We start from the raw sequence: 19,781 nt of genomic DNA on the forward strand, positions 1-19,781 counted from the left end.
ATACGTAAGGGTAGCGGCCGGGACCGGCCTCACAGTGGGACCCCGCGCCTGGTTTGGTGGGCCATCCGGGGGTGTTGCGGAGGCGGATGGTTTCAGCCGACCGGGCCCGGCTGCGTTCGCCCTGCGTACGAGGTTGTCCGGCCGCCCGCACCCGTTCCCCGGCCGTCCACAAAACCTCCCCGCAGTCCGTACGAGCACCCTGCCGCGACGTACCACCGCCCCGTCGGCAGCCCGCCCCGACTGCCCCGACCGTACGCACCGCCCGCCCCGCCCCCGTGCACCGCCCCCGCCCCTCGCCCCCGCGCCCGCACAGCACACGCCGCCCTCCCCCCATACGGCATGCGGGTGACCGGGCGAGGAGGTGAGGGGGCCGGGGCGAGCGCGGCGGAGCCCGCGTCGCAAGGGCCGGACACGGAAGGTGAGTTGAGGGGTGCCCCCGTGTGGTGGGTGGGGAGCGGGAGGACGTAACGGGACATCGGGGCGCGAGAGGTCCCGGGCCCCCTGGGGGCGGAGGGTTCTCCCCGTCCCACGGGAGCCCCTCCCCACATCACGCCGCGGAAACGAAGTGGCAAGAGCTGGGTAAGAACTGAGTCGCTCAGGTATCCGATGCGCAGGTGTGCCCGTCTTCTCCGGTGACCATTGTCCGGAGCCGCCCGTTGTGCCATAGGCGGCCGTTGAGAAGGCAAGAACCCTTTCGAGGGTGACGGGAGATGTGGGCGCATGGGGCTGACCAGTCAGTCGCTCGAGTACACGGTGATCGTGCTGGCGGTGGCCTGTGTCGCCGCCACGGTGTGGCTCTGGCCCCGGTTGTCGAGGCGCGGGGTCGGCCCCGTCCTGGGCAGACTGGGCGCCATCGTGGTCACCCAGGTGTCGATCGTTTGTGCGCTCGCCCTCGCCGTGAACACGAACTTCGAGTTCTACGGCGACTGGGACGAGCTGCTCGGCAACAACGACAAGGCCCCGGTGTCCGTGAGCGAGGGCGGCGGGCAGTACGCCTCGGTCGGCAACATGAAGGGCGGGCTGGTCCAGCCGGCCGGTCCGCAGGGCCTCGATCGGGTGACCGGGCTTCCCAAGGGGCCCGCGGACAAGGTGGGCAAGGTCGAGTCCGTACGGATCGTCGGCCGCCGCACCCGGGCCATCAACCCCGGCTTCGTGTATCTGCCGCCGCAGTACTTCCAGCAGCAGTTCCGCCGGCAGCGGTTCCCCGTCATGGTCGTCATCAGCGGCTACCCGGGCGGGATCATGAACCTCGCGCAGCACCTCCAGGTGCCGCAGAACGCCGGCCGGCTGATCGCGCAGGGCCGGATGCAGCCGACGGTGATCGTGATGGTCCGGCCGACGATCGCACCGCCGCGGGACACCGAGTGCGTGGACGTGCCGGGCGGGCCGCAGGCCGAGACGTTCTTCACCAAGGACCTGCCGGACGCCATGAAGTCGGCCTACCGGGTGGGCCACGACCCCAGCGCCTGGGGCGCGTTCGGATACTCGTCCGGCGGTACGTGCTCGCTGCAGCTGGCGATGCGCAACCCGCACGCCTACACCTCCGCGGTCTCGCTCTCCGGCGACTACGCGATCAAGGACGACCTGACCACCGGCAGTCTCTTCGGCCCCGGCGCCCAGGGCGCCCAGCGGGAGCGCGAGCACGATCTGCTGTGGCGGCTGAAGAACCTGCCCGCGCCGCAGATCTCCGCGCTGGTCGCCAGCAGCCGTAAGGGCGAGGCGGACTACGGCGAGACCATGAAGTTCCTCCACGCCGCCAAGTCGCCGATGTCGGTGGACTCGATCATCCTGCCGCAGGGCAGTCACCAGTTCGCGACCTGGCGCCGCGAGGTCGTGCCCGCCCTGGAGTGGCAGAGCCAGCAGCTGACCTTCCCGCAGGACACCGAGGCGGCCGCCCCGCAGCGCAAGCCGAACGCGGGGGCGCCGGGCAAGAGCGGCGCCCCGGGCCCGCAGCGGACCGGGCCGTCCAAGGCGCCGACGACGTCCGACGACAAGGGCCGCCGTCGGGTGGAGGCGGAGCGCCCCCGGGGGTAGCCGCAGGGCAGCTGAGCAGTACCGCGCAGGGGCGCCGGAGTTGTCCGGCGCCCCTGTGGCGTGTGTGCGGCCGTGGCACGGGCCCGCGGCGGCTGCCCGTCGTCCGTCACATGATTCGCCGGACCCCGGGTAACCGAACGTCCCATCGGCGCACTGCGCATCTCGCACACCGGGGAGTGACCTCATGGCGCGTACGCAACAGGGTGACGAGGCGGCGTGGTCCCCCGTGGCCGCGCGGGCCCCGCTGGCCGTTCGGATCCTTCTGCTGGTGCTGGCGTTCGCCGCGATGGTGGCCTTCGCGGTGGCGCTGGCGCGGGTCACGCTGACCCCGTCGGCGGCCTCGGTGCCGCTGACCCATCCCAACCTCCGCCCCGGTGACTCGATCCGGAGCTACCTGGCGCAGCCGCACCTGGCCGACACGGCCAAGCAGCTCGGCGGCAACGTCCTGCTGGGGGTGCCGTTCGGGGTGCTGCTGCCGGTGCTGGTGCCGCGGGCGCGGGGACTGCTCAGGGTCGGCGTGGCGACGGCGGTGGTGATGCTGCTGGTGGAGCTGGTGCAGGGGGCGCTGATCACCGGCCGGGCGTTCGACATCGACGATGTGATCCTCAACTGCTCCGGCGCGCTGCTCGGTTATCTGCTGCTGGGGCTGCGGCTGGGCCGTGCGGTGCATCCGCGGCGCCGGCACTGGTGGCACCGGTTCAGCGGGAAGGGGGCGGCCGTGGGGAGCCCCGGGGCCTCCGAGACGTCCACCCCGTAGGGCCGCCTCACCGGGGGGCCGCTCCGCAGGACCGTCGCGCGAGGTGTGGGCTTACGGGCGCTGCCTTCCTCCCCGGGGGGCGGGCGCTGCGGCCGGTAGACCATCCCCGGCTCCGGCTTCGCCGGGGACAGCAGCTGGGAGACCGTGACGACCGTGTAGCCGCGCTTCTTAGATCACCGTCAGCCGGAGGTGCCGGCCCGCCGGCGGCGGAGGCCGGCGCGGGCGGCCGTCCGCCGTCACCCCGATCGGACGCGTCCGCCGCGACACGCCGCGCCCGCCGGGGTGGACTCGTAGCGTGACCGCACCGCCGCCGGACGACTGCCTGGCCCGTAACGACTGGATCTGCGGCGACTACCTGAGCACCCGTCGGCAGATCCTGCTCGACGCGGTCGGCCAGCACCTCCAGCTGACGGTGATCTCGGTGGCGCTCGGCCTGGTGGTCGCGGTGCCGCTGGCGCTGCTGGCCCGCCGCAGGCGCTGGACGGCCGGACCGGTGCTCGGCATCACGACGGTCCTCTACACCATCCCGTCGCTGGCGATGTTCTCGCTGCTGCTGCCGGTCTACGGGCTGTCCGCCACCCTCGTGGTGGTCGGCCTCGCCCTGTACTCCCTGACTCTGCTCGTACGGAACATCCTGGCGGGGCTGGACGGCGTCCCCGCCGAGGCCACAGAGGCCGCCCGCGGCATGGGGTACGGGCCGCTGCGGCAACTGCTCACCGTCGAACTGCCGCTGGCGCTGCCGGCCGCGATGGCCGGGCTGCGGATCGCCACCGTCTCCGCGGTCGCGCTCACCACGGTCGGGGCGATCGTCGGGTACGGCGGGCTGGGGAACCTCATCTACGCCGGGATGAACTCCTTCTTCAAGGCGCAGGTGCTCACCGCGTCCGTGCTGTGCGTGATCATCGCGGTCGTCCTCGACCTGCTGCTGCTCGGTGCGGAGCGGCTGCTCACCCCCTGGCGCCGGGCCGGGCGCCGGACGCGGGTGCGCGCACGGGCCGGCGCGGGGGCGAAGCGGCCGGTCACGGCCGGGCGGCGGCCGTGAACACCCTCTCCGCGGTCTGGACCTGGCTGACCACGGCCGCCAACTGGTCCGGTGAGAACGGGGTCTGGCACCGCCTCGAACAGCACCTCGTGCTCACCTTCTCCTGCCTGGTCATCAGCGCCCTGATCGCCCTGCCGGTCGCGCTGACCCTCGGCCACCTCGGCCGCGGTGGCGCGCTGGCCATCAACCTCGCCAACATCGGCCGTGCGGTGCCGACCTTCGCCGTACTCGTCCTGCTGCTGCTGACCCCGCTCGGACGGCACGGGCAGTGGCCGACGATCATCGCGCTGGTGCTGTTCGCCATCCCGCCGCTGCTGACCAACGCGTATGTGGGGATGCGCGAGGTGGACCGGAGCGTGGTGCGGGCCGCGCGAGGGATGGGGATGACCGGGACGCAGCTGGTGTGGCGGGTCGAGGTGCCGCTCGCCTTCCCGCTGCTCCTGACCGGCGTCCGGATCGCCGCCGTCCAGCTGGTGGCCACCGCCACGCTCGCCGCGCTGGTGGGCGGCGGCGGCCTCGGCCGGATCATCACCGCGGGCTTCAACCTGGCCAGCACCCCACAGGTGGTCGCCGGGGCGGTCCTGGTCGCGGTGTTCGCGCTGCTGATGGAGGGCGCCTTCGAGCTGGCACAGCGGTGCGCGCCGATCTGGGCACGGGGGCCGGTCCGGTGAGGGCGGCGGCCGCGGCGCTGGCGGCCCTCATGGCCCTCGGGCTCTCGGCCTGCGCCGGCGGTCCTTCCCTGGAGAACCGCTCCGCGATCACCGCCTCCCCCGGTGACAGCCACGACCTGGCCATCGGTTCGGCGGGCTTCACGGAGAGCGAGCTGCTCGCCCAGATGTACGCGGCGCTGCTCCAGCACGCCGGATACCGCACCCGCGTCCTGACGGTCGGCAACCGCGAGCTGTACGAACCGGCGCTGGAGGCCGGGCAGATCGATGTCGTCCCCGAGTACGCCGCGACCTTCGCGGACTGGCTCAACGCCAAGAGCAAGGGGCCCAAGGCGGCCCCGGTCGCCTCGCCGGACCTCGGGACGACCATGACCGCGCTGCGCCGGCTCGCCGGACCCCGCGGTCTGACCGTGCTCCCGGCCGGCCGGGCCGTCGACCAGAACGCCTTCGCGGTGAGCGCCGCCTACGCCCGCAAGCACCACCTCAGGACCCTCAGCGACCTGGGACGCGCCAAGCTGCCGGTGCGGCTGGCGGCGGGCGACGAGTGTGTCCAGCGGCCGTTCTGCGCGCCGGGGCTGAAGAAGACGTACGGGATCGACATCACCGCCGTCGACCCGAAGGGCGTCGGCACCACGCCCGCCAAACAGGCCGTCCAGAACGGGCAGGACCAGATGGTGCTGACGACCAGCACCGATGCCACCCTCGACCAGTTCGGGCTGGTGCTGCTCGCCGACGACAAGAAGCTCCAGAACGCCGACTACGTCGTCCCCGTCGTCAACCGCGCACGGGCGGGCGGCGCACGGGCGGCCGCCGCGCTCGACCGCCTCAACAAGGTCCTGACCACGGCCGATCTGGCACACCTCAACGAGCAGGTGGACAGCTGGCGGCGGCTGCCTGCGGATGTGGCCCGCAACTACCTCCGGTCCAAAGGGCTGTTGCCCAAGGGCTGACCTCTGCCGGCGGGCGGAGCGGGCTGTTTCACGTGAAACGGCCCGCAGGCGGGCAGGGCAGGCGTTTCACGTGAAACCCGCCGTCCCGGACCGCCCCCCATGGCCCGTGCCGCCTTGCCCCGGCCTGTGCCGCCTCGCCCCGCGGGCTCACTCCGTCGGCACGGAATCCACCTCGGCCCGCTCGCGGGGCACTCCCCGTGCGTCGGAGCCGATGGTGCGGCGCAGGGCCTCATGGAGCGTGGTCGGGGTGAGCACGCCCAGGAACCGGTGGCCGTCCAGGACCGCGATCCAGCCGGCATCGTGCTTGAGCATCTCGCTGAAGGCCGCCTTGAGCGTGCCGGTCACCGGGACCCATGCCTCCATCCGGCGGGCGTGACCGGCCACCGTGCCCGGCACCCCGGCCAGTTCCTCCGTGGCCGCCCAGCCGTGCAGCGCGCCGTCCTCGTCGAGCACCACGGCCCAGCGGGCGCCCTCGGCCCGCAGCCGTCTCCCGGCGTCCGCCGCGGGTTCGCCGAGCCGGACCAGTGGAGGGTGTTCGAGGTCGCCCCGGTCGATACCGGTGACCGAGAGCTGCTTCAACGCGCGGTCGGTGCCGACGAATTCGGCGACATAGGACGTGGCGGGGGCGCCGAGGACGCTCGCCGGGGTGTCGTACTGCTCGATCCGGCCCGCTCCGTAGACCGCGATCCGGTCGCCGAGCCGGATGGCCTCCTCGATGTCATGGGTGACCAGCAGCACCGTCTTGTGCAGACCGGCCTGCAGCCGCAGGAACTCCTTCTGGAGCCGGTCGCGGACGACCGGGTCGACCGCACCGAACGGCTCGTCCATCAACAGCACCGGGGGATCGGCGGCGAGCGCCCGCGCCACCCCGACCCGCTGCCGCTGTCCGCCGGAGAGCTGGTCGGGGTAGCGCGAGCCGTGGACCGCGGGGTCCAGGCCGACCAGGTCCAGGAGTTCGGCGGCCCGCTCGCGCGCCCGCGCCTTCTTCCAGCCGCTCAGGAACGGCACGGTGGCGGTGTTGTCGAGGACGGTGCGGTGGGGGAAGAGGCCGGTCTGCTGGATGACGTAACCGATCCGGCGGCGCAGGGCGACGGGATCGACACCGGCGACGTCCGCGCCGTCGACCCAGACCTGTCCGTGGGTGGGGTCGATGAGCCGGTTGACCATCATCATGGTCGTCGTCTTGCCGCAGCCGGACGGTCCGACCAGCGTCACCAGCTCGCCCTCGCCGACCTCGAAGGAGAGGTCGTCGACGGCGGTGGTTCCGTCGGGGTAGCGCTTGGTGACGGAGTCGAACCGGATCATTGCGCCATTGAATCCCGCGGTCTGCGGCCGGACCCGTCATGCGGGCAATCGGGTGGGCGGGCGCCGGAGCCCTCCGCCCTCCCCCGGCGGATCACGGGCCCTCGGCGCCCGCTCCCGGCGTCACGCCCGCGGCCTCGCCGCCGGGCCCCGCGCCGTCCCCCGTCCCGGCCCCGTCCTCCGCCGCCGCCCCGCCACCCATCCGGTAGCCGCCGCCCGGGACGGTCTCGATCACCGGCGGGTCGCCGAGCTTGGCGCGCAGCCTGCCGAGCGCGACGCGTACGGCGTTGGTGCGGTAGCTGGTGTGCTCCTCCCAGACCTCCTCGATCAGCTCGTCGCCGCTGACCGGCGCGCCCTGGGCGCGCAACAGCACCTCCAGCAGCCCGAATTCGGTGCGGGACAGCGCCAGCGGCCGGCCGTCGCGCAGGGCCAGCCGGCGCGCGGTGTCGACGCTGACCCCCGCCCGCTCGATGACCTGCGGCCGGACGGGGCGGCCGGGCCGGCCCAGCGTCAGCACCCTGCCGAGCAGGTCCTCGTGCGCGAACGGCCTGGCCAGGTGGTGACCTGCGCCCGGCTCCGCGTCCTCGGCCCGCTCGTGGCCGGTGCCGGGTGCGGTGAGCAGCAACACCCGCGTCGGCAGGCCCTCTTCCGCCAGGTGCCGGCAGATCTCGTCGGCGTGCGGGCCGGGCAGCTCCTCGTCCAGGACGAGGACGTCGTAGGCGTCCTGCCGGAGGGCGGCCAGCGCCGCGCTCCCGTCGTGGGCGGTGTCCACCGTGAGCGCCGCGCGGCGCAGCGCCGCGGCGACTCCCTCCGCGACCCGATCCTCGGCTTCCGCCACCAGTACGCGCATGGCGTCATATGTACCCGAGGCGGACCGGCCGGGGCCGGAGCCGGGGCCCGCGCGGCCGTGTCCCGCCGCCGGGAGGGCCGTACGGACCCGGCGCGCGGGGCCGTACGAGTTGCTTCCGCCGCACCGCCTCTCCTCCTGCCGCGTCCGGCCCCACCCGCGTGCTTACGATCCCCTTCGGCCACCGGTCGGAAGGGTGGAAGGGAACGCCACGATGAGAGCCGTAGCAGTCAGCGCATTCGGTGAAAAGCCGCAGCTCATGGATCTGCCACAGCCCGAACCAGGGCCCGGTGAGGTTCTGGTGCGGCTGTCCGCCGCCGGACTCAACCCCATCGACTGGAAGATCGCCGACGGCATGTTCGGCGACGCCGTGCCGGCGGCCTTCCCCCTCGTCCTGGGGTCGGACGGGGCGGGCGAGGTGCTCGCGATCGGGAACGGCGTGCGGCGGTTCACCGTCGGCGACGCGGTGTTCGGCCAGTTCCAGCGGCCGGAGCGGGGCGGCGGTTCGTACTGCGAGCTCGCCGTCGCCGACGAGGGCCGCCTCGCGCACGCCGCCCGCAGCGTCACCTACGCCACCTCCGCGGGGCTGCCGACGGCCGGCATGACCGCGTACAACCTGGTCGAGGAGACCCGGGTCACCGAGGGCACCCGGGTGCTGCTCGTCGGCGCGACCGGCGGCGTCGGCACCTTCGTCACCCAGCTCGCGGCCGGCCGCGGCGCCGAGGTGATCGCCACCGCGCGCGCGTCGAAGGCGGAGCTGATGCGGACGCTGGGCGCCGCGGAGACCGTCGACCACACCGCGGGCCCGCTCGACGACCAGGTCCTCGCGGCCCACCCGGACGGCGTCGACGTGCTGATCGACATGATCGGCGGCCCCGCCGAGTTCGCCGGGCTGACCCGGACCGTACGGGACGGGGGCACCGCCGTCTCGCTCATCGGCTCGGCCGACGCCGACGAGCTGACCGACAACAACCTGCGCGGCTTCAACTTCGTCAACCGCCCCTCCCCGCAGTTGCTGGAGATCCTCGCCGGCCAGGTCGACGCGGGCCGGCTGACGGTCCTCGTGGGACGCGAGGTCTCCCTCGAAGAGGCGCCGGAGGCCCTGGAGGCCAGCCGCACCGGCCGGTCGCAGGGCAAGACGGTCCTGGCGATCTGAGCGCGGGTCAGGGCCCGGCGGCGGCGCGGGCGAGGCGGCGGGCGAGCAGCGCACGGGCCGCCGGCGGCCCCGCGGCGGCCAGCCTCGCGGTCAGGGCGCCCGCGCCGGCGAGGAGCCAGACCCCGCCGAGCAACGGCCCGGTGAGCGCGTCGGCGTAGGCGCCCGCGGCGGGCCGGGAGACCACGGCGGGCAGGGCGTCCAGGGCCCGGCCGCGCACCAGCGCCAGCGCGGCGGCCAGCAGCGCGGCGGCGACCGCGCAGCCCAGCCCCGTACAGATCAGCGCCCGCCGCCGGTGCCGCGCCAGCAGCAGCCCGCCGGCCAGGCACAGCACCGCGGCGGGCGGCAGCAGCAGCGCCCCGGTGCGCACGACGCGGTAGACGGCCCGGACCCGCGGCACGTCCGGCGCCTTCAGCAGCACGATCTCCACCCCGGCCCGCGGCACCCGGTGGACGAGGTCGAGCCCCATGCCGTTGTGCGACAGCTGACGCCTGACCCGGTCCACGACCGGGGTGAGGTCGAGGGTGACCGGGGAGCGGCCGGACGCGGCCAGGCTGCCGTCCAGGGTCCGGTGGGCGGCCCGGTGCACCCCGTTCCACATCGCGGGGAAGCCGCGCCCGGTGACGACCTGCCGCACCTGCTTGTCCACGAACCCGCGCAGGCCGCGGGTGACGTGCCGCCGCAGCGCGGGGCGCTCGGCGCGCGGCACGGCGTCCAGCAGCCCGTCCAGCCGGATGTGCGCCATCACCCCGTCCGTCACGTCGTGGACGACCGCGTCCTGGACGGCGGTGTTCCCGGCCAGCGGGGCCACCGACGCCACATAGCTGTCGGTCTGGGACAGTTCGGCCCGCGCCCAGGTCGCGGCCAGCCCCAGCGGCAGCAGCACCACCCCCACCAGCAGCAGCACCCCGCCGGCCACCGCCCGCCCGCGCCGCCACGGCGCCCGCGCCGCCACCGGTCCGCCCGGGGACGCGGGGGCGCTCGCTGGCATCGCGTGGGTCCTTCCTGCCCGGCGGACGGCGGGCGCGTCCGGGGACCGGCCGGACCGGGAGGACCCTCACGACGTGCCCTGTGGCCTGCTTCCAGGCAAGTGCGAACCCCCGTGGCGCGCGAGCGGGACCGGTGCCAACGGGTGACCGCGCGCGGCCCGGACCGGGCTCAGCGCGGCTGCGGGGCGCGCCGCCGCCGTACCGCCCGCACCACTCCGGGACCGAACAGCGCGGTGACCGCGGCCGCCACCGCCCACCCCACCCAGCCGCCGCCGCTCGCGGCCTGCGCGCGCGTCTCCGGCAGGTCGTCCAGATCGCCCGAGCAGGCCGTGGGCGCGTAGGACCCGCCGACGTAGACACAGACCGTGGAGGCGGCGCGCAGGGTGCCGGGCGCGGCGCTGCCGGTGTCCCCGGTGCGGTCGCCGAGCACGGCCGAGGCGGTGAACACCTGGATGTCGTGCGCGGGCAGGTCGGCGCGCCAGACCGCCTTCTGCTCCCGCTCGCCGCGCCCTTCGACGGTGGCGCCGGGCGCGGTGGCGGAGACCGTGGTGGCCGGCATCTCCTGCTCGATGCGGGCCCCGCGGACGGTGGTGGCGCCCAGGTTGTGCACGGTGATGCGGTAGTCGAGCCGTCTGCCGGCCTCGGCGTCGTCCCGGCCGTCGGTGACCGCCACGGTGACCGAGACGGCGGGCGGTGCCTGGGGGGCGTGCCGGGCGGCGGGCGGTGCCTGCGCGGCGTACGCGGCGGACGGTCCGGGGAGCGCGGCGGCGCACAGCAGTGCGCAGACAACGGCGGTTCTCATGCCGTCATCCGAGCATCGCGGCGCCCGTCACCGGCGGCAGGCGGCGTTCTCCCGGCCCGGGTTCACCCGAGTGAGGGGGCGGCGGCCCCGCGGTCGGTGCTCCGGCCCGCGGCTGCCGGTCCCTCAGCGCCGGCGCGGCCCCGACCGGTGCACCGGTCCGTGGGCGTCCTCGCAGTGACCGGCCTGCCGTTCCGGGTCGGCCGCGGGGCGCGGGCCCAGCGTCAGCACGTCGTGGTGCGCGCCCTGCTCGCCGACGTGATCGACCTGGAGGGTGGCGTGGCTGATGCCGTACTCGCCGCTCAGCAGCTCCTGCAGGCTGCGCCGGACCTTGTGGCAGTCGCCGCCCGGCGCCACCAGGATGTGCGCGGACAGCGCCGGCTGCCCGGAGGTGATCTGCCAGATGTGCAGGTCGTGCACCTCGACGACCTCGTCCGTGGCGACCAGGTGCTCGCCCAGCGCGTCCGGGTCGACGCCGGCCGGTGCGGCCTCCATGAAGATCCGTCCGGACTCGCGCACCAGCCCCGTGCCGGCCCGCAGCATCAGCACGACGACCACCAGCGAGGCGATCGCGTCCGCCCGCTCGAAGCCCGTCGTCAGCACGATCAGACCGGCGAGCGCGGTGGCGACGAAGCCGAACAGGTCGGTGAGGATGTGCTGGTAGGCGCCCTCGACGTTGAGGCTGGAGCGGTTGGCGCGGGACAGCAGCCAGGTGCAGATCAGGTTCACCACGATCCCGGACAGCGCGGTGACCAGCACCAGCCCGCCGGTGACCGCGGGCGGCGAGATCAGCCGCTGGACCGCCTCGTACGCCAGCCAGACGGACAGCAGCAGCAGGGTGATGCCGTTGGCCTGGGCGGAGAGGATCTCGGCGCGCTTGAGGCCGTAGGTGTACTCGCCGCGCGCGGGCCGCGCGGCCAGCCGCATCGCGACCAGGGCCAGCACGATCGAGACCGCGTCGGTGAGCATGTGGGCGGCGTCCGAGATCAGCGCCAGGGACTGGGCCACGACACCGATGACGACCTCGACCGCCATGTACGCGGTGAGCAGGATGAGCGCGCTGCGCAGCCAGCGCCGGTCGGCGTCCGGTGCGACCCCGTGGGCGTGGCTGTGACTGTGCCCGTGGCTGTGGGCGTGCTCGGTCATGGGCGCGCTCCTTCCTGGCTCCTCCCTGCGAAGCAAACCGCACTTCGGCGAAAGATCCAAAGGCTGCATCGGTGACCGTTGTCATTACCGTCGAACGGCTCATCGTGCCTGGTCAGAGCGGTGTGAACGGGGACGGGGCGGCGACGGGAAGCGGAGCGCGGATGTCCGCTCCCCGGCGGGCGTGGGAAGCCGGCGCGGCCCCGGCGCCCGGGTAGCATCCGGCGCTATGAGCGCTACGGGCGTCACCGCGCGGCCCGCCCCCGGCAAGGGCCAGATCCTGACGGTGCTGGGCCTGCTGACCGCCGTCGCCGTCCTGTACGGGCAGCACGACGGCCTCCCCTTCTGGCTGGGCGCCCTGACCGGTGTGGTCTCCGTGCTCGGCTACCTGGTCTGCTTCGACTCCCCGCGCGGCATCTGGCAGTGGCTGCCGGCCGGGGTGGGCTTCTGCGCGGCGTTCCTGTTCGCGGGGCAGTTCCTCGTCGCGCTGCTGGCCTGAGGGCCGGCGCGGGCGGCACCGGCGGGCGCCGCGGAGCGCGGGTCCACGGGGGGCAGCGGGACGGCACGACCCGACCGGTCAGTAAAGTTCGGCTCCCGTCCCCCGGACCGGTGCCCCGTCCTCGGGTGCCTCGGGTCCGGCCCTCCCGACCTCTGAGGTACTCGGCAGTGAGCCCCGCACCCCCCGCCCCGGCCGCTCCTGAACCCGTGTCCGTCGTCGGCATCGGGGCCGACGGCTGGGACGGCCTGCCCGCCGCCTCCCGGCAGGCCCTGCGGACGGCCGAGGTGCTGATCGGCGGCCCCCGCCAGCTCGCGCTGCTGCCAGAGGAGTGCGCCGGTGAGCGCGTCCCGTGGCCCTCGCCCCTGCGCCCCGCCGTCCCCGGACTGCTCGCCGCGCACGCCGGGCGCCGGATATGCGTGCTGGCCAGCGGCGATCCGATGTTCTACGGCATCGGGCGGACGCTGACCGAGGTGCTGTCGGAGCAGGAGCAGGAGCAGGAGCAGGGGCAGGGGCAGGAGCCGGCCGCGGCGGGCGGCCCGTCGCGGCCGCGGCTGCGGATCCTCCCCCACCCGTCCTCCGTCTCCTACGCCTGCGCCCGCCTCGGCTGGCCCCTGGAGGACACCGAGGTCGTCACGCTCGTCGGACGGCCCGCCGACAACCTGGCCCGCGCCCTGTACGACGGCCACCGCCTGCTGGTGCTGTCCGCCGGCGCCGGCACCCCCGCCGAGGTCGCCGCCCTGCTGCGCGACCGCGGCTTCGGCCCGACCCGGATGCGGGTGCTGGAGCAGCTCGGCGGTCCCCGCGAACGGACCGCCGAGAGCACCGCCGACGGCTGGGACGCCCCGCCCTCCGACCCCCTCAACGTCATCGCCCTCGACTGCCGCCGCGCGCCCGGCACCCCGCCGCTGGCCACCGTCCCCGGCCTCCCCGACGCCGCCTACGAACACGACGGCCAGCTCACCAAGCGGCATGTCCGCGCCGCCACCCTCGCCGCGCTGGCGCCCGCCCCCGGCGAACTCCTGTGGGACATCGGCGGCGGCTCCGGCTCCATCGCCGTCGAATGGCTGCGCGCGCACCGCACCTGCCGCGCTCTCAGTGTCGAGCGCGACGCCGTACGGGCCGAGCGGATCGGCCGCAACGCCCGCGCGCTCGGCGTCCCCGCGCTGCGCGTCGTCCACGGGTCGGCGCCCGCCGCCCTGGACGGACTGCCGACCCCGGACGCGGTGTTCATCGGCGGCGGGCTGACCGCCCCCGGCCTGCTGGCCGCGTGCTGGGCGGCGCTGCCCGCGGGCGGCCGGATCGTCGCGAACACCGTGACGCTGGAGTCCGAGGCGCTGCTCGCCGACTGGCACCGGCGCTACGGCGGCGAACTGGTCCGGCTCGCCGTCTCGCACGCGGTGCCGGTCGGCGGCTTCACCGGCTGGCGGCAGGCGATGCCGGTCACCCAGTGGTCGGCCGTGAAGCCGCCCGCCGCCTCCCCGTCCCCGTCCGCCCTGCCCCAGGAGACCGAGCAACCATGACCGTCCACTTCATCGGCGCGGGTCCCGGCGCCGCCGACCTGATCACCGTGCGCGGCGCCCGCACGCTCGCCTCCTGCGGGGTCTGCCTCTACGCCGGCAGCCTGGTGCCGCGCGAGCTGCTCGCCGAGTGCCCGCCCGGCGCCCGGCTCGTCGACACCGCGCAGCTGGACCTCGACACGATCACCGCCGAGATGGTCCGCGCCCACGAGGAGGGCCACGACGTCGCCCGGCTGCACTCCGGCGACCCGTCCGTCTTCAGCGCGGTCGCCGAGCAGATGCGCCGGCTGGACGCGGCCGGGGTGCCCTACGAGGTCGTGCCCGGCGTCCCCGCCTTCGCCGCCGCGGCCGCCGCCCTCAAGCGCGAACTGACCGTCCCCACCGTCGGCCAGACCGTCATCCTCACCCGCGTCGCCCAGCGCGCCACCCCCATGCCCGAGGGCGAGGACCTCGCCACCCTCGGCCGCAGCGGCGCGCTGCTGGTCCTCCACCTGGCGGCGATGTACGTCGACCGGGTCGTCGGCGAACTCCTGCCGCACTACGGCGCCGACTGCCCGGCCGCCGTCGTCGCCCTGGCCTCCCGCCCCGACGAACTGGTCCTGCGCGGCACCCTCGCCGACATCGCCGGCCAGGTGAAGGCCGCGGGCGTGGTCCGCACCGCCGTCATCATGGTCGGCCGCACCCTGGGCGCCGAGCAGTTCCGCGACAGCCACCTCTACTCGGCCGACCGCGAGCGGCCGCACGGCGGGTGCGGTGCGGGAGGAGGCGGTGCACAGGATTCCGTGCCCGCTCCCGCCGACACGCCCTGAGCCGGCCGGCACGCCCTGCCCCAGGGCGGACGCGGACGCACCGGAGCCCCGGGACGAAGGTCCCGGGGCTCCGGTGCGTCCGGCTGCGTGAATTGCCGGTCTGCTCAGAGGCCGTTGGCGTGCACCGAGGCCAGGGCGGAGCCGGAGACCTGCGCGGAGACGCCTTCGGGGGAGATCGACGCGCCGGCGCCGACGAAGCCGCCGACGTTCACGGAGGTGCCGTGCCCGGCGATGTCGGCGCCGGCGCCGGCGCCGCCGCCGGCGAGACCACCGGAGATGTTCTCCAGCTCGCTGTCGGAGATCTCCGTGGCAGGGGTGAAGTCGTTGCGCATGGTGTGCCCTTTTCGTGAATGCTGTGGATTGTGAACCAATGCAGGCCGAACTGTGGAGCAACCCGGCCGCAACGTGGTCACCTGGCACCGGACGCCGAAAACCGCGAAATGACGCGTATAACGGCGCCCGTGTGTTCATGAAATGCAATCACGGAGAGGGGTTTCGCCGCAACGTGACGTGGCGATTTTCATCTCCCCGAAAAGTGCCAGCACGACCGCGTTGACGTGCGGCTTCGTCCGACTCTTGCCCGATGGGGAGCGTGGCGTCCCCGTCGCGCGGGATGGTGCGGGATGTCGGCATTTTCCGCGTAACGAGAATTGTGATGCGGGTTGTCGGCCTGGTCGTCACACGGGTTATGAATTTACGGTGAACCCGGAAATACGCGGTAGGTCGCCCGAGATGCGCGCCGTCTCTCGCGGGCGCCGTCGCGCTGTCGGTCCGCTGTTTTCGAATATGGGTTTTCGGTGAAGGGAATGTACCGAAAGGCGGTACGTCCGCCAAAGACACTCCCCCTGCCGCCGGGCGGACCCGCGTCCCGGGCCCGTCCGGCTGACCGCACGACCGCATAGGGGTGAATGTCCGTTACGCGGCAGGCGGGGGCCGGTAAGGAAGCTGCGACACCCCAGGGGGGCCGAAGCAAAGGAGTGCGCCACGATGCGTACCAGACTGGCCGCCGGTGCGGTCGGCGCCGCCGTCCTGCTGACGCTCTTCGGCGGCGGCGTCGCCGGAGCCGACGGCAGGGACCACACCCCGCAGGCGGCGAACACCCCGGCACAGCCCCCGGCGCAGACGCACGACAGCTCGCCGTGGACGCACGACAGCCCGGTCCGGCTCAACACCCGCCCGGCAGGCCGCTACGACCGCCGGCAGGCCGGCTTCGACAGCATGGGGCGCTTCCGCGACAACCCGCTGCAGCTGACCAGCTGCGCCCTCGGCACGGCGCTGGGACGGCTCACCGGCCGCGGCAACGACTGCGTGGCCACCCGGTACGGGCTGCGCACCTGACGGGTGCACAGACAGGGGGAGCCCGTCAGCGGAGCGGGCCTGGCTGACGGGCGTCCCCCGGTCCCCGCGGCTCCGCCCGCCCCACCACCATGCCCGCCCGGTCGATGCAGATGACGTCGACCGCGACGGGCGCCCCCCGCAGCACGGCCAGCGACTCGTCCCGCGCCGTCGCCGCCACCAGATCCCCCAGCGGGACGTCCGCCGCGGCGCACAACTGCAGCGCCGCCAGGCCCGTGTTGGCCTCGGCCACCGCCCGCGCCAGCGCCTCGTCGGCCCCGCCCCGCCGGGCCAGCTCCGCCAGGAACCCCTTGTCGACCTGGGACCGCGCGGAGTGCAGGTCCAGATGCCCGGCCGCCAGCTTGGACAGCTTGGCGAACCCGCCGCAGATGGTCAGCCGCTCCACGGGATGGCGCCGGATGTACTTCAGCACCGCCCCCGCGAAGTCCCCCATGTCCAGCAGCGCGTCCTCGGGCAGGTGGTGCAGGGCGACGGCGACCTTCTCCGACGTCGACCCCGTGCACCCGGCGACATGCCGCCGCCCCGCCGCCCGCGCCACGTCCACGCCGCGCCGGATGGAGTCGATCCAGGCCGAGCAGGAGTAGGGCACCACGATCCCGGTGGTCCCCAGGATCGACAGCCCGCCCAGGATCCCCAGCCGCGGGTTCCAGGTGCTGCGGGCGATCTCCTCCCCGTGATCGACGGAGATCTCCACCTCGATGTCGGCCGCCGCCTCCGCGCCGCCGTACCGCTCCGCGACCCGCGCCAGGTGCTCGCGCATCATCTGCCGCGGCACGGGGTTGACCGCCGGTTCCCCCACGTCCAGCGGCAGTCCGGGCCGGGTCACGGTCCCGACCCCCGGCCCCGCCCGGAACACGACCCCCGACCCGGCCGGCAGCGGCCGCACGGTGGCCCGGACCAGCGCCCCGTGGGTCACGTCCGGATCGTCGCCCGCGTCCTTCACCACGCCCGCCATGGCGGCCGTGCGCCCCGGCGCGAGCTCCTCCACCGCCAGCGCGAAGGACGGCGTCTGCCCCTTCGGCAGGGTGATCGTCACCGGATCCGGGAACTCCCCGCCCAGCAGCGCCGTGTACGCGGCCGTGCTCGCCGCCGTCGCACAGGCCCCGGTCGTCCAGCCGGGCCGCAGCCCGGTGTGCGCGAGCTGCGCGCTGCGCCCGCCCGCGGCCTTGCCCGTCCCCTGCCGCCCCGTACCCTGCGGTTGCGCCTCAGCCACGGAGGAACCCACATCCCATGCCCGACGCAGCCCGCCCGCCACGCCACGTCCTGATCCTCGGCGGCACCACGGAGGCCCGCCGCCTGGCCGCCGCCCTGGCGCCGGAGCCCGCCGGGGCACCGGGGTCCGCCACGGTGCCGGAGCCCGCGCCGCGCGTGACGACCTCGCTCGCCGGCCGGGTCGCCGCGCCGCGGCTGCCCGCCGGGGAGGTGCGCATCGGCGGGTTCGGCGGCCCCGAGGGCCTCGCCCGCTGGCTGCGCGCGCACGCGGTGGACGCGCTCATCGACGCCACCCATCCTTTCGCCGACACGATCAGTCACAACGCGGCCCTGGCCGCCGCCACCGCCCATGTTCCCCTGCTCGTCCTCCGCCGGCCCGGCTGGGTGCCGGGACCCGGCGACGACTGGCATCAGGTCACCTCCCTGGACGAGGCCGCCGCCGCCCTCCCCGCCCTCGGCAACCGCGTCTTCCTCACCACCGGCCGCATGGGCCTCGCCCACTTCGCCCACCTCACCGACCTCTGGTTCCTCGTCCGCTCCGTCGACGCCCCCGAGCCGCCGCACCCGCCCCGGATGACGACCCTCCTGGGCCGCGGCCCCTTCACACTGGAGGGCGAACGGGCCCTGCTGCGGGAGCACCGCATCGACGTCCTCGTGACCAAGGACAGCGGCGCCGCCGCGACCGCCCCCAAGCTGACGGCCGCCCGGGAGGCCGGCGTCCCCGTAGTGGTCGTACGACGCCCACCGCTCCCGGAGGGCGTGCCGGTGGCGACGGACCCGGACGAGGCCGCGCAGTGGCTGCGCCGCGTTTTCAGCGAGGCCAGTGCACGCTGAAGTGATTGGCCTCGCGCACCCTTTTCGCTAATTCCTCGCGGCGGCTCACGGGGCCCTCGGGTCTCTCGGGTTCCCCGGATTTCCGGGCTTCCTCCGAGGCGCCGCTTTCCTCCTCCCCGTCCGGCGCACGGACCGCCGCGGAATCGCCGTTCCCCTCGCTCACGGGGCGGAGGTCCGCACCGCGTCCGCGAGCCGCCGCGCCACCTCCGGCGTACACCGGCCCAGCTCCACGAGCGGCCGCGGAAAGTGATCCGCCAGCGAGACCGCGTCCACGGCCAGGGACGGAAGGGTGATGCCCGCCCCCTTCAGCGCCGTCCGCAGCTCCCCGCACGCCTGCTCCGCGTCCCTGATCTTCCCGGCCACCGGACCGCGCTCCGCCATTCCCATTTCCTCTCCTCGGTTCGAGTCCTGACTGGGCTGCGACAGCCCTTTCACGGTCCTAGAGTCGGCACAACGGACGGCTTCCAAAAGGGAGTTGGCGTTGCCGTCGGGACGGGACAACAAAGGGATCGGGGAATGGTCGAAAAGAATTCCGAGGAGTACGAGGGCTCGGCCCGCTGGGTCCTCGCCTGCGAACTCCAGCGGTTGCGGGAAGAGTCCGGAAAGTCACTGGCCCAGCTCGCCGAGGAGACCAACTACGACCGCACCTACCTGCACCGCCTGGAGACCGGCGAACGCCTCTCCAAGCTCCCGGTCATGGAGGCCCTGGACCGGGCCTACGCCACGGGCGGTCTCCTGATGCGGCTGTGGGGGCTGGCGCGGCTGGATGCCTTCAATGACAAGTACCGGGAGTTCATGAGGCTTGAGGCGAAGGCGACGATTCTCCATACGTACGCGAGTGCCATCCCCGGATTGCTGCAGACCGAGGGCTTCGCACGAGTGGTGCTGTCGTCGGCGACCACGCCCATGGACTCCGATTCGATCGAAGAGGACGTCGCTGCCCGACTGGGCAGACAAGAGCTGCTGCAGCGTCCCCGACCGCCGCATGTGCGGGTCATCCTCGACGAGTCGGCGTTGCGGCGGCCGGCGCGCGACCCCGTCATCTGGCGTGACCAGCTGATGCGGATTTCGGAGGCCGCCAAGTCACCGCACGTGACCGTTCAGGTTCTTCCGTTCTCTGCCGGAGTGCATAGCCTGATGGGTGGTTCGCTCTGGCTCTTGTGGATGGCAGACGGTAGTGCCGTTGCCTACTTGGAAGGCAACAGGTCGGGTGAGCTGATCGAAGAGCCAGAAGGAGTTGAGCAATATCGCCTGTCCTACGATCGGCTCCGCGACGAGGCCCTCTCGCCGTCTGATTCAGCAGCGTTCATCGAGCAGTTGGTGGAGGACAGCAGACCATGAAGACAGTCAGCGACCTGGTCGATCCCGTGTGGCGTAAGAGCAGCTACAGCGATGGCGGAGCCGACAACTGCGTCGAAGTATCCGACGGCTTCCCCGGTGCCGTCCCGGTGCGTGACAGCAAGAATCCGACCGGTGGCGTGCTGCTGTTCCCGGCTGCTGCGTGGTCGGCGTTCATAGCCACGGTCAAGGCGAACCCACTGAGCTGAGGACAATGGGAGGGCAGCAAGCCGTGAGGACGATCCCGAACCCGTCCGTCATCGCGTGGCGCAAGAGCAGCTACAGCGATGGGGGAGCCAACAACTGCGTCGAGGTATCCGACGGTTTCCCCGGTGCCGTCCCGGTGCGTGACAGTAAGAATCCGACCGGTGGCGTGCTGCTGTTCCCGGCCGCTGCCTGGGCGGCCTTCATAGGGGGCGTGAAGGACGGTCGGCTCGGCTGAGACGGAGCGCCAGGGGTACGGGTACGCGCCCGTACCCCTGATGGCTGGCACACGCCTGACCGCGCCCCCGCGAGCGCGCAGGTCGGCCGG

The 19,781-nt window shown here is 73.9% G+C and carries 22 protein-coding genes and 1 pseudogene; 14 read left to right on the forward strand and 9 right to left on the reverse strand.

Annotation, left to right across the window (positions count from 1 at the left end; all coding sequences use genetic code 11):
* The first annotated feature begins 720 nt into the window (after positions 1–720).
* Together K7396_RS18410 and K7396_RS18415 are read left to right on the forward strand one after the other, a co-directional pair.
* The gene (locus K7396_RS18410) at positions 721–2,034 is read left to right on the forward strand and encodes an alpha/beta hydrolase (RefSeq protein WP_152104776.1); all 1,314 of its coding nucleotides are present in this window, start codon (positions 721–723) and stop codon (positions 2,032–2,034) included.
* Between the two features lie 184 nt (positions 2,035–2,218).
* Positions 2,219–2,791 carry a VanZ family protein gene (locus K7396_RS18415; RefSeq protein ID WP_174886956.1) on the forward strand — a complete coding sequence of 191 codons (573 nt, stop codon included), beginning with the start codon at positions 2,219–2,221 and terminating at the stop codon, positions 2,789–2,791.
* 89 nt (positions 2,792–2,880) lie between these two features.
* Here K7396_RS18415 and K7396_RS18420 read toward each other — a convergent pair.
* Positions 2,881–2,961: pseudogene (locus K7396_RS18420) on the reverse strand (polysaccharide deacetylase family protein); the annotation flags it as partial.
* 125 nt (positions 2,962–3,086) lie between these two features.
* On the opposite strand from K7396_RS18420, the gene K7396_RS18425 reads away from it, so the two are divergent.
* Genes K7396_RS18425 through K7396_RS18435 form a run of 3 tightly spaced genes read left to right on the forward strand, consistent with a single transcriptional unit; the run spans position 3,087 to position 5,451 of the window.
* Positions 3,087–3,833, forward strand: a complete 747-nt coding sequence (locus K7396_RS18425; protein ID WP_086717427.1) for an ABC transporter permease — start codon at positions 3,087–3,089, stop codon at positions 3,831–3,833.
* Positions 3,830–4,504, forward strand: coding sequence for an ABC transporter permease (locus K7396_RS18430; protein ID WP_086717426.1), 675 nt, complete (start codon positions 3,830–3,832; stop codon positions 4,502–4,504). The genes K7396_RS18425 and K7396_RS18430 overlap by 4 nt, the downstream gene beginning before the upstream one ends.
* Before the next feature lie 29 nt (positions 4,505–4,533).
* Positions 4,534–5,451, forward strand: a complete 918-nt coding sequence (locus tag K7396_RS18435) for an ABC transporter substrate-binding protein (protein ID WP_086717429.1) — start codon at positions 4,534–4,536, stop codon at positions 5,449–5,451.
* Between the two features lie 147 nt (positions 5,452–5,598).
* Here the strand turns inward: K7396_RS18435 and K7396_RS18440 are convergent, their stop codons facing one another.
* Positions 5,599–6,756, reverse strand: coding sequence for an ABC transporter ATP-binding protein (locus K7396_RS18440; protein ID WP_152104777.1), 1,158 nt, complete (start codon positions 6,754–6,756; stop codon positions 5,599–5,601).
* 91 nt (positions 6,757–6,847) lie between these two features.
* Positions 6,848–7,603, reverse strand: a complete 756-nt coding sequence (locus K7396_RS18445) for a response regulator transcription factor (protein ID WP_152104778.1) — start codon at positions 7,601–7,603, stop codon at positions 6,848–6,850.
* A gap of 211 nt (positions 7,604–7,814) precedes the next feature.
* Here K7396_RS18445 and K7396_RS18450 point away from each other — a divergent pair, with 211 nt between their 5' ends.
* On the forward strand, positions 7,815–8,756 hold the full coding sequence (locus K7396_RS18450; RefSeq protein ID WP_223660068.1) for an NADP-dependent oxidoreductase: 942 nt from the start codon (positions 7,815–7,817) through the stop codon (positions 8,754–8,756).
* A gap of 7 nt (positions 8,757–8,763) precedes the next feature.
* Here K7396_RS18450 and K7396_RS18455 read toward each other — a convergent pair whose 3' ends face one another.
* From K7396_RS18455 to K7396_RS18465, 3 genes are all read right to left on the reverse strand, one after another.
* Positions 8,764–9,744, reverse strand: coding sequence for a hypothetical protein (locus K7396_RS18455; RefSeq protein WP_223660070.1), 981 nt, complete (start codon positions 9,742–9,744; stop codon positions 8,764–8,766).
* Positions 9,745–9,911: 167 nt separating this feature from the next.
* Complete coding sequence (locus tag K7396_RS18460) at positions 9,912–10,544, reverse strand: hypothetical protein (RefSeq protein WP_086719535.1); 633 nt, start codon at positions 10,542–10,544, stop codon at positions 9,912–9,914.
* A 123-nt stretch (positions 10,545–10,667) separates the two neighbouring features.
* Complete coding sequence (locus K7396_RS18465) at positions 10,668–11,687, reverse strand: cation diffusion facilitator family transporter (protein ID WP_086719536.1); 1,020 nt, start codon at positions 11,685–11,687, stop codon at positions 10,668–10,670.
* 226 nt (positions 11,688–11,913) lie between these two features.
* Here K7396_RS18465 and K7396_RS18470 point away from each other — a divergent pair, with 226 nt between their 5' ends.
* The 3 genes from K7396_RS18470 (at position 11,914) to cobM (ending at position 14,509) form a co-directional block, all read left to right on the forward strand.
* Positions 11,914–12,183 (forward strand): hypothetical protein, encoded by a 270-nt coding sequence (locus K7396_RS18470; RefSeq protein WP_223660071.1) that lies wholly within the window; start codon positions 11,914–11,916, stop codon positions 12,181–12,183.
* Between the two features lie 167 nt (positions 12,184–12,350).
* Positions 12,351–13,703 (forward strand): precorrin-6y C5,15-methyltransferase (decarboxylating) subunit CbiE, encoded by a 1,353-nt coding sequence (gene cbiE, locus K7396_RS18475; RefSeq protein WP_086719537.1) that lies wholly within the window; start codon positions 12,351–12,353, stop codon positions 13,701–13,703.
* The gene (gene cobM / locus K7396_RS18480; RefSeq protein ID WP_086719538.1) at positions 13,700–14,509 is read left to right on the forward strand and encodes a precorrin-4 C(11)-methyltransferase; all 810 of its coding nucleotides are present in this window, start codon (positions 13,700–13,702) and stop codon (positions 14,507–14,509) included. The genes cbiE and cobM overlap by 4 nt, the downstream gene beginning before the upstream one ends.
* A 104-nt stretch (positions 14,510–14,613) precedes the next feature.
* Here cobM and K7396_RS18485 read toward each other — a convergent pair whose 3' ends face one another.
* Positions 14,614–14,841 carry a bacteriocin gene (locus K7396_RS18485; RefSeq protein WP_086719539.1) on the reverse strand — a complete coding sequence of 76 codons (228 nt, stop codon included), beginning with the start codon at positions 14,839–14,841 and terminating at the stop codon, positions 14,614–14,616.
* 655 nt (positions 14,842–15,496) lie between these two features.
* Between K7396_RS18485 and K7396_RS18490 the strand changes: the two genes are divergently transcribed.
* Positions 15,497–15,847: a hypothetical protein gene (locus K7396_RS18490; RefSeq protein WP_086719540.1), complete on the forward strand. Its 351-nt coding sequence runs from the start codon at positions 15,497–15,499 to the stop codon at positions 15,845–15,847.
* Positions 15,848–15,872: 25 nt separating this feature from the next.
* Here the strand turns inward: K7396_RS18490 and K7396_RS18495 are convergent, their stop codons facing one another.
* Positions 15,873–17,078, reverse strand: coding sequence for a cobalt-precorrin-5B (C(1))-methyltransferase (locus K7396_RS18495; RefSeq protein WP_152104779.1), 1,206 nt, complete (start codon positions 17,076–17,078; stop codon positions 15,873–15,875).
* Positions 17,079–17,095: 17 nt separating this feature from the next.
* On the opposite strand from K7396_RS18495, the gene K7396_RS18500 reads away from it, so the two are divergent.
* Entirely contained in the window at positions 17,096–17,911 is an 816-nt protein-coding gene (locus tag K7396_RS18500) for a cobalt-precorrin-6A reductase (protein ID WP_086721132.1), read from the forward strand.
* Positions 17,912–18,070: 159 nt separating this feature from the next.
* Here K7396_RS18500 and K7396_RS18505 read toward each other — a convergent pair whose 3' ends face one another.
* Entirely contained in the window at positions 18,071–18,298 is a 228-nt protein-coding gene (locus K7396_RS18505; protein WP_086721131.1) for a hypothetical protein, read from the reverse strand.
* Positions 18,299–18,427: 129 nt separating this feature from the next.
* Here K7396_RS18505 and K7396_RS18510 point away from each other — a divergent pair, with 129 nt between their 5' ends.
* Genes K7396_RS18510 through K7396_RS18520 form a run of 3 tightly spaced genes read left to right on the forward strand, consistent with a single transcriptional unit; the run spans position 18,428 to position 19,691 of the window.
* Positions 18,428–19,252, forward strand: a complete 825-nt coding sequence (locus K7396_RS18510; RefSeq protein WP_223660073.1) for a helix-turn-helix domain-containing protein — start codon at positions 18,428–18,430, stop codon at positions 19,250–19,252.
* Complete coding sequence (locus K7396_RS18515) at positions 19,249–19,458, forward strand: DUF397 domain-containing protein (protein WP_086721129.1); 210 nt, start codon at positions 19,249–19,251, stop codon at positions 19,456–19,458. Before K7396_RS18510 ends, K7396_RS18515 begins: the two co-directional genes overlap by 4 nt.
* Before the next feature lie 5 nt (positions 19,459–19,463).
* On the forward strand, positions 19,464–19,691 hold the full coding sequence (locus tag K7396_RS18520; RefSeq protein WP_086721128.1) for a DUF397 domain-containing protein: 228 nt from the start codon (positions 19,464–19,466) through the stop codon (positions 19,689–19,691).
* Positions 19,692–19,781: the final 90 nt, after the last annotated feature.

Source organism: Streptomyces angustmyceticus (genome assembly GCF_019933235.1).
Lineage (GTDB): Bacteria > Actinomycetota > Actinomycetes > Streptomycetales > Streptomycetaceae > Streptomyces > Streptomyces angustmyceticus.

Coding starts and splice junctions, on each gene's coding strand:
- K7396_RS18410 (WP_152104776.1), top strand. CDS start 721: ATGGGGCTGACCAGTCAGTCGCTCGAGTACACGGTGATCGTGCTGGCG.
- K7396_RS18415 (WP_174886956.1), top strand. CDS start 2,219: ATGGCGCGTACGCAACAGGGTGACGAGGCGGCGTGGTCCCCCGTGGCC.
- K7396_RS18435 (WP_086717429.1), top strand. CDS start 4,534: ATGGCCCTCGGGCTCTCGGCCTGCGCCGGCGGTCCTTCCCTGGAGAAC.
- K7396_RS18440 (WP_152104777.1), bottom strand. CDS start 6,756: ATGATCCGGTTCGACTCCGTCACCAAGCGCTACCCCGACGGAACCACC.
- K7396_RS18445 (WP_152104778.1), bottom strand. CDS start 7,603: ATGCGCGTACTGGTGGCGGAAGCCGAGGATCGGGTCGCGGAGGGAGTC.
- K7396_RS18450 (WP_223660068.1), top strand. CDS start 7,815: ATGAGAGCCGTAGCAGTCAGCGCATTCGGTGAAAAGCCGCAGCTCATG.
- K7396_RS18455 (WP_223660070.1), bottom strand. CDS start 9,744: ATGCCAGCGAGCGCCCCCGCGTCCCCGGGCGGACCGGTGGCGGCGCGG.
- K7396_RS18460 (WP_086719535.1), bottom strand. CDS start 10,544: ATGAGAACCGCCGTTGTCTGCGCACTGCTGTGCGCCGCCGCGCTCCCC.
- K7396_RS18465 (WP_086719536.1), bottom strand. CDS start 11,687: ATGACCGAGCACGCCCACAGCCACGGGCACAGTCACAGCCACGCCCAC.
- K7396_RS18470 (WP_223660071.1), top strand. CDS start 11,914: ATGAGCGCTACGGGCGTCACCGCGCGGCCCGCCCCCGGCAAGGGCCAG.
- cobM (WP_086719538.1), top strand. CDS start 13,700: ATGACCGTCCACTTCATCGGCGCGGGTCCCGGCGCCGCCGACCTGATC.
- K7396_RS18485 (WP_086719539.1), bottom strand. CDS start 14,841: ATGCGCAACGACTTCACCCCTGCCACGGAGATCTCCGACAGCGAGCTG.
- K7396_RS18490 (WP_086719540.1), top strand. CDS start 15,497: ATGCGTACCAGACTGGCCGCCGGTGCGGTCGGCGCCGCCGTCCTGCTG.
- K7396_RS18500 (WP_086721132.1), top strand. CDS start 17,096: ATGCCCGACGCAGCCCGCCCGCCACGCCACGTCCTGATCCTCGGCGGC.
- K7396_RS18505 (WP_086721131.1), bottom strand. CDS start 18,298: ATGGGAATGGCGGAGCGCGGTCCGGTGGCCGGGAAGATCAGGGACGCG.
- K7396_RS18510 (WP_223660073.1), top strand. CDS start 18,428: ATGGTCGAAAAGAATTCCGAGGAGTACGAGGGCTCGGCCCGCTGGGTC.
- K7396_RS18515 (WP_086721129.1), top strand. CDS start 19,249: ATGAAGACAGTCAGCGACCTGGTCGATCCCGTGTGGCGTAAGAGCAGC.
- K7396_RS18520 (WP_086721128.1), top strand. CDS start 19,464: ATGGGAGGGCAGCAAGCCGTGAGGACGATCCCGAACCCGTCCGTCATC.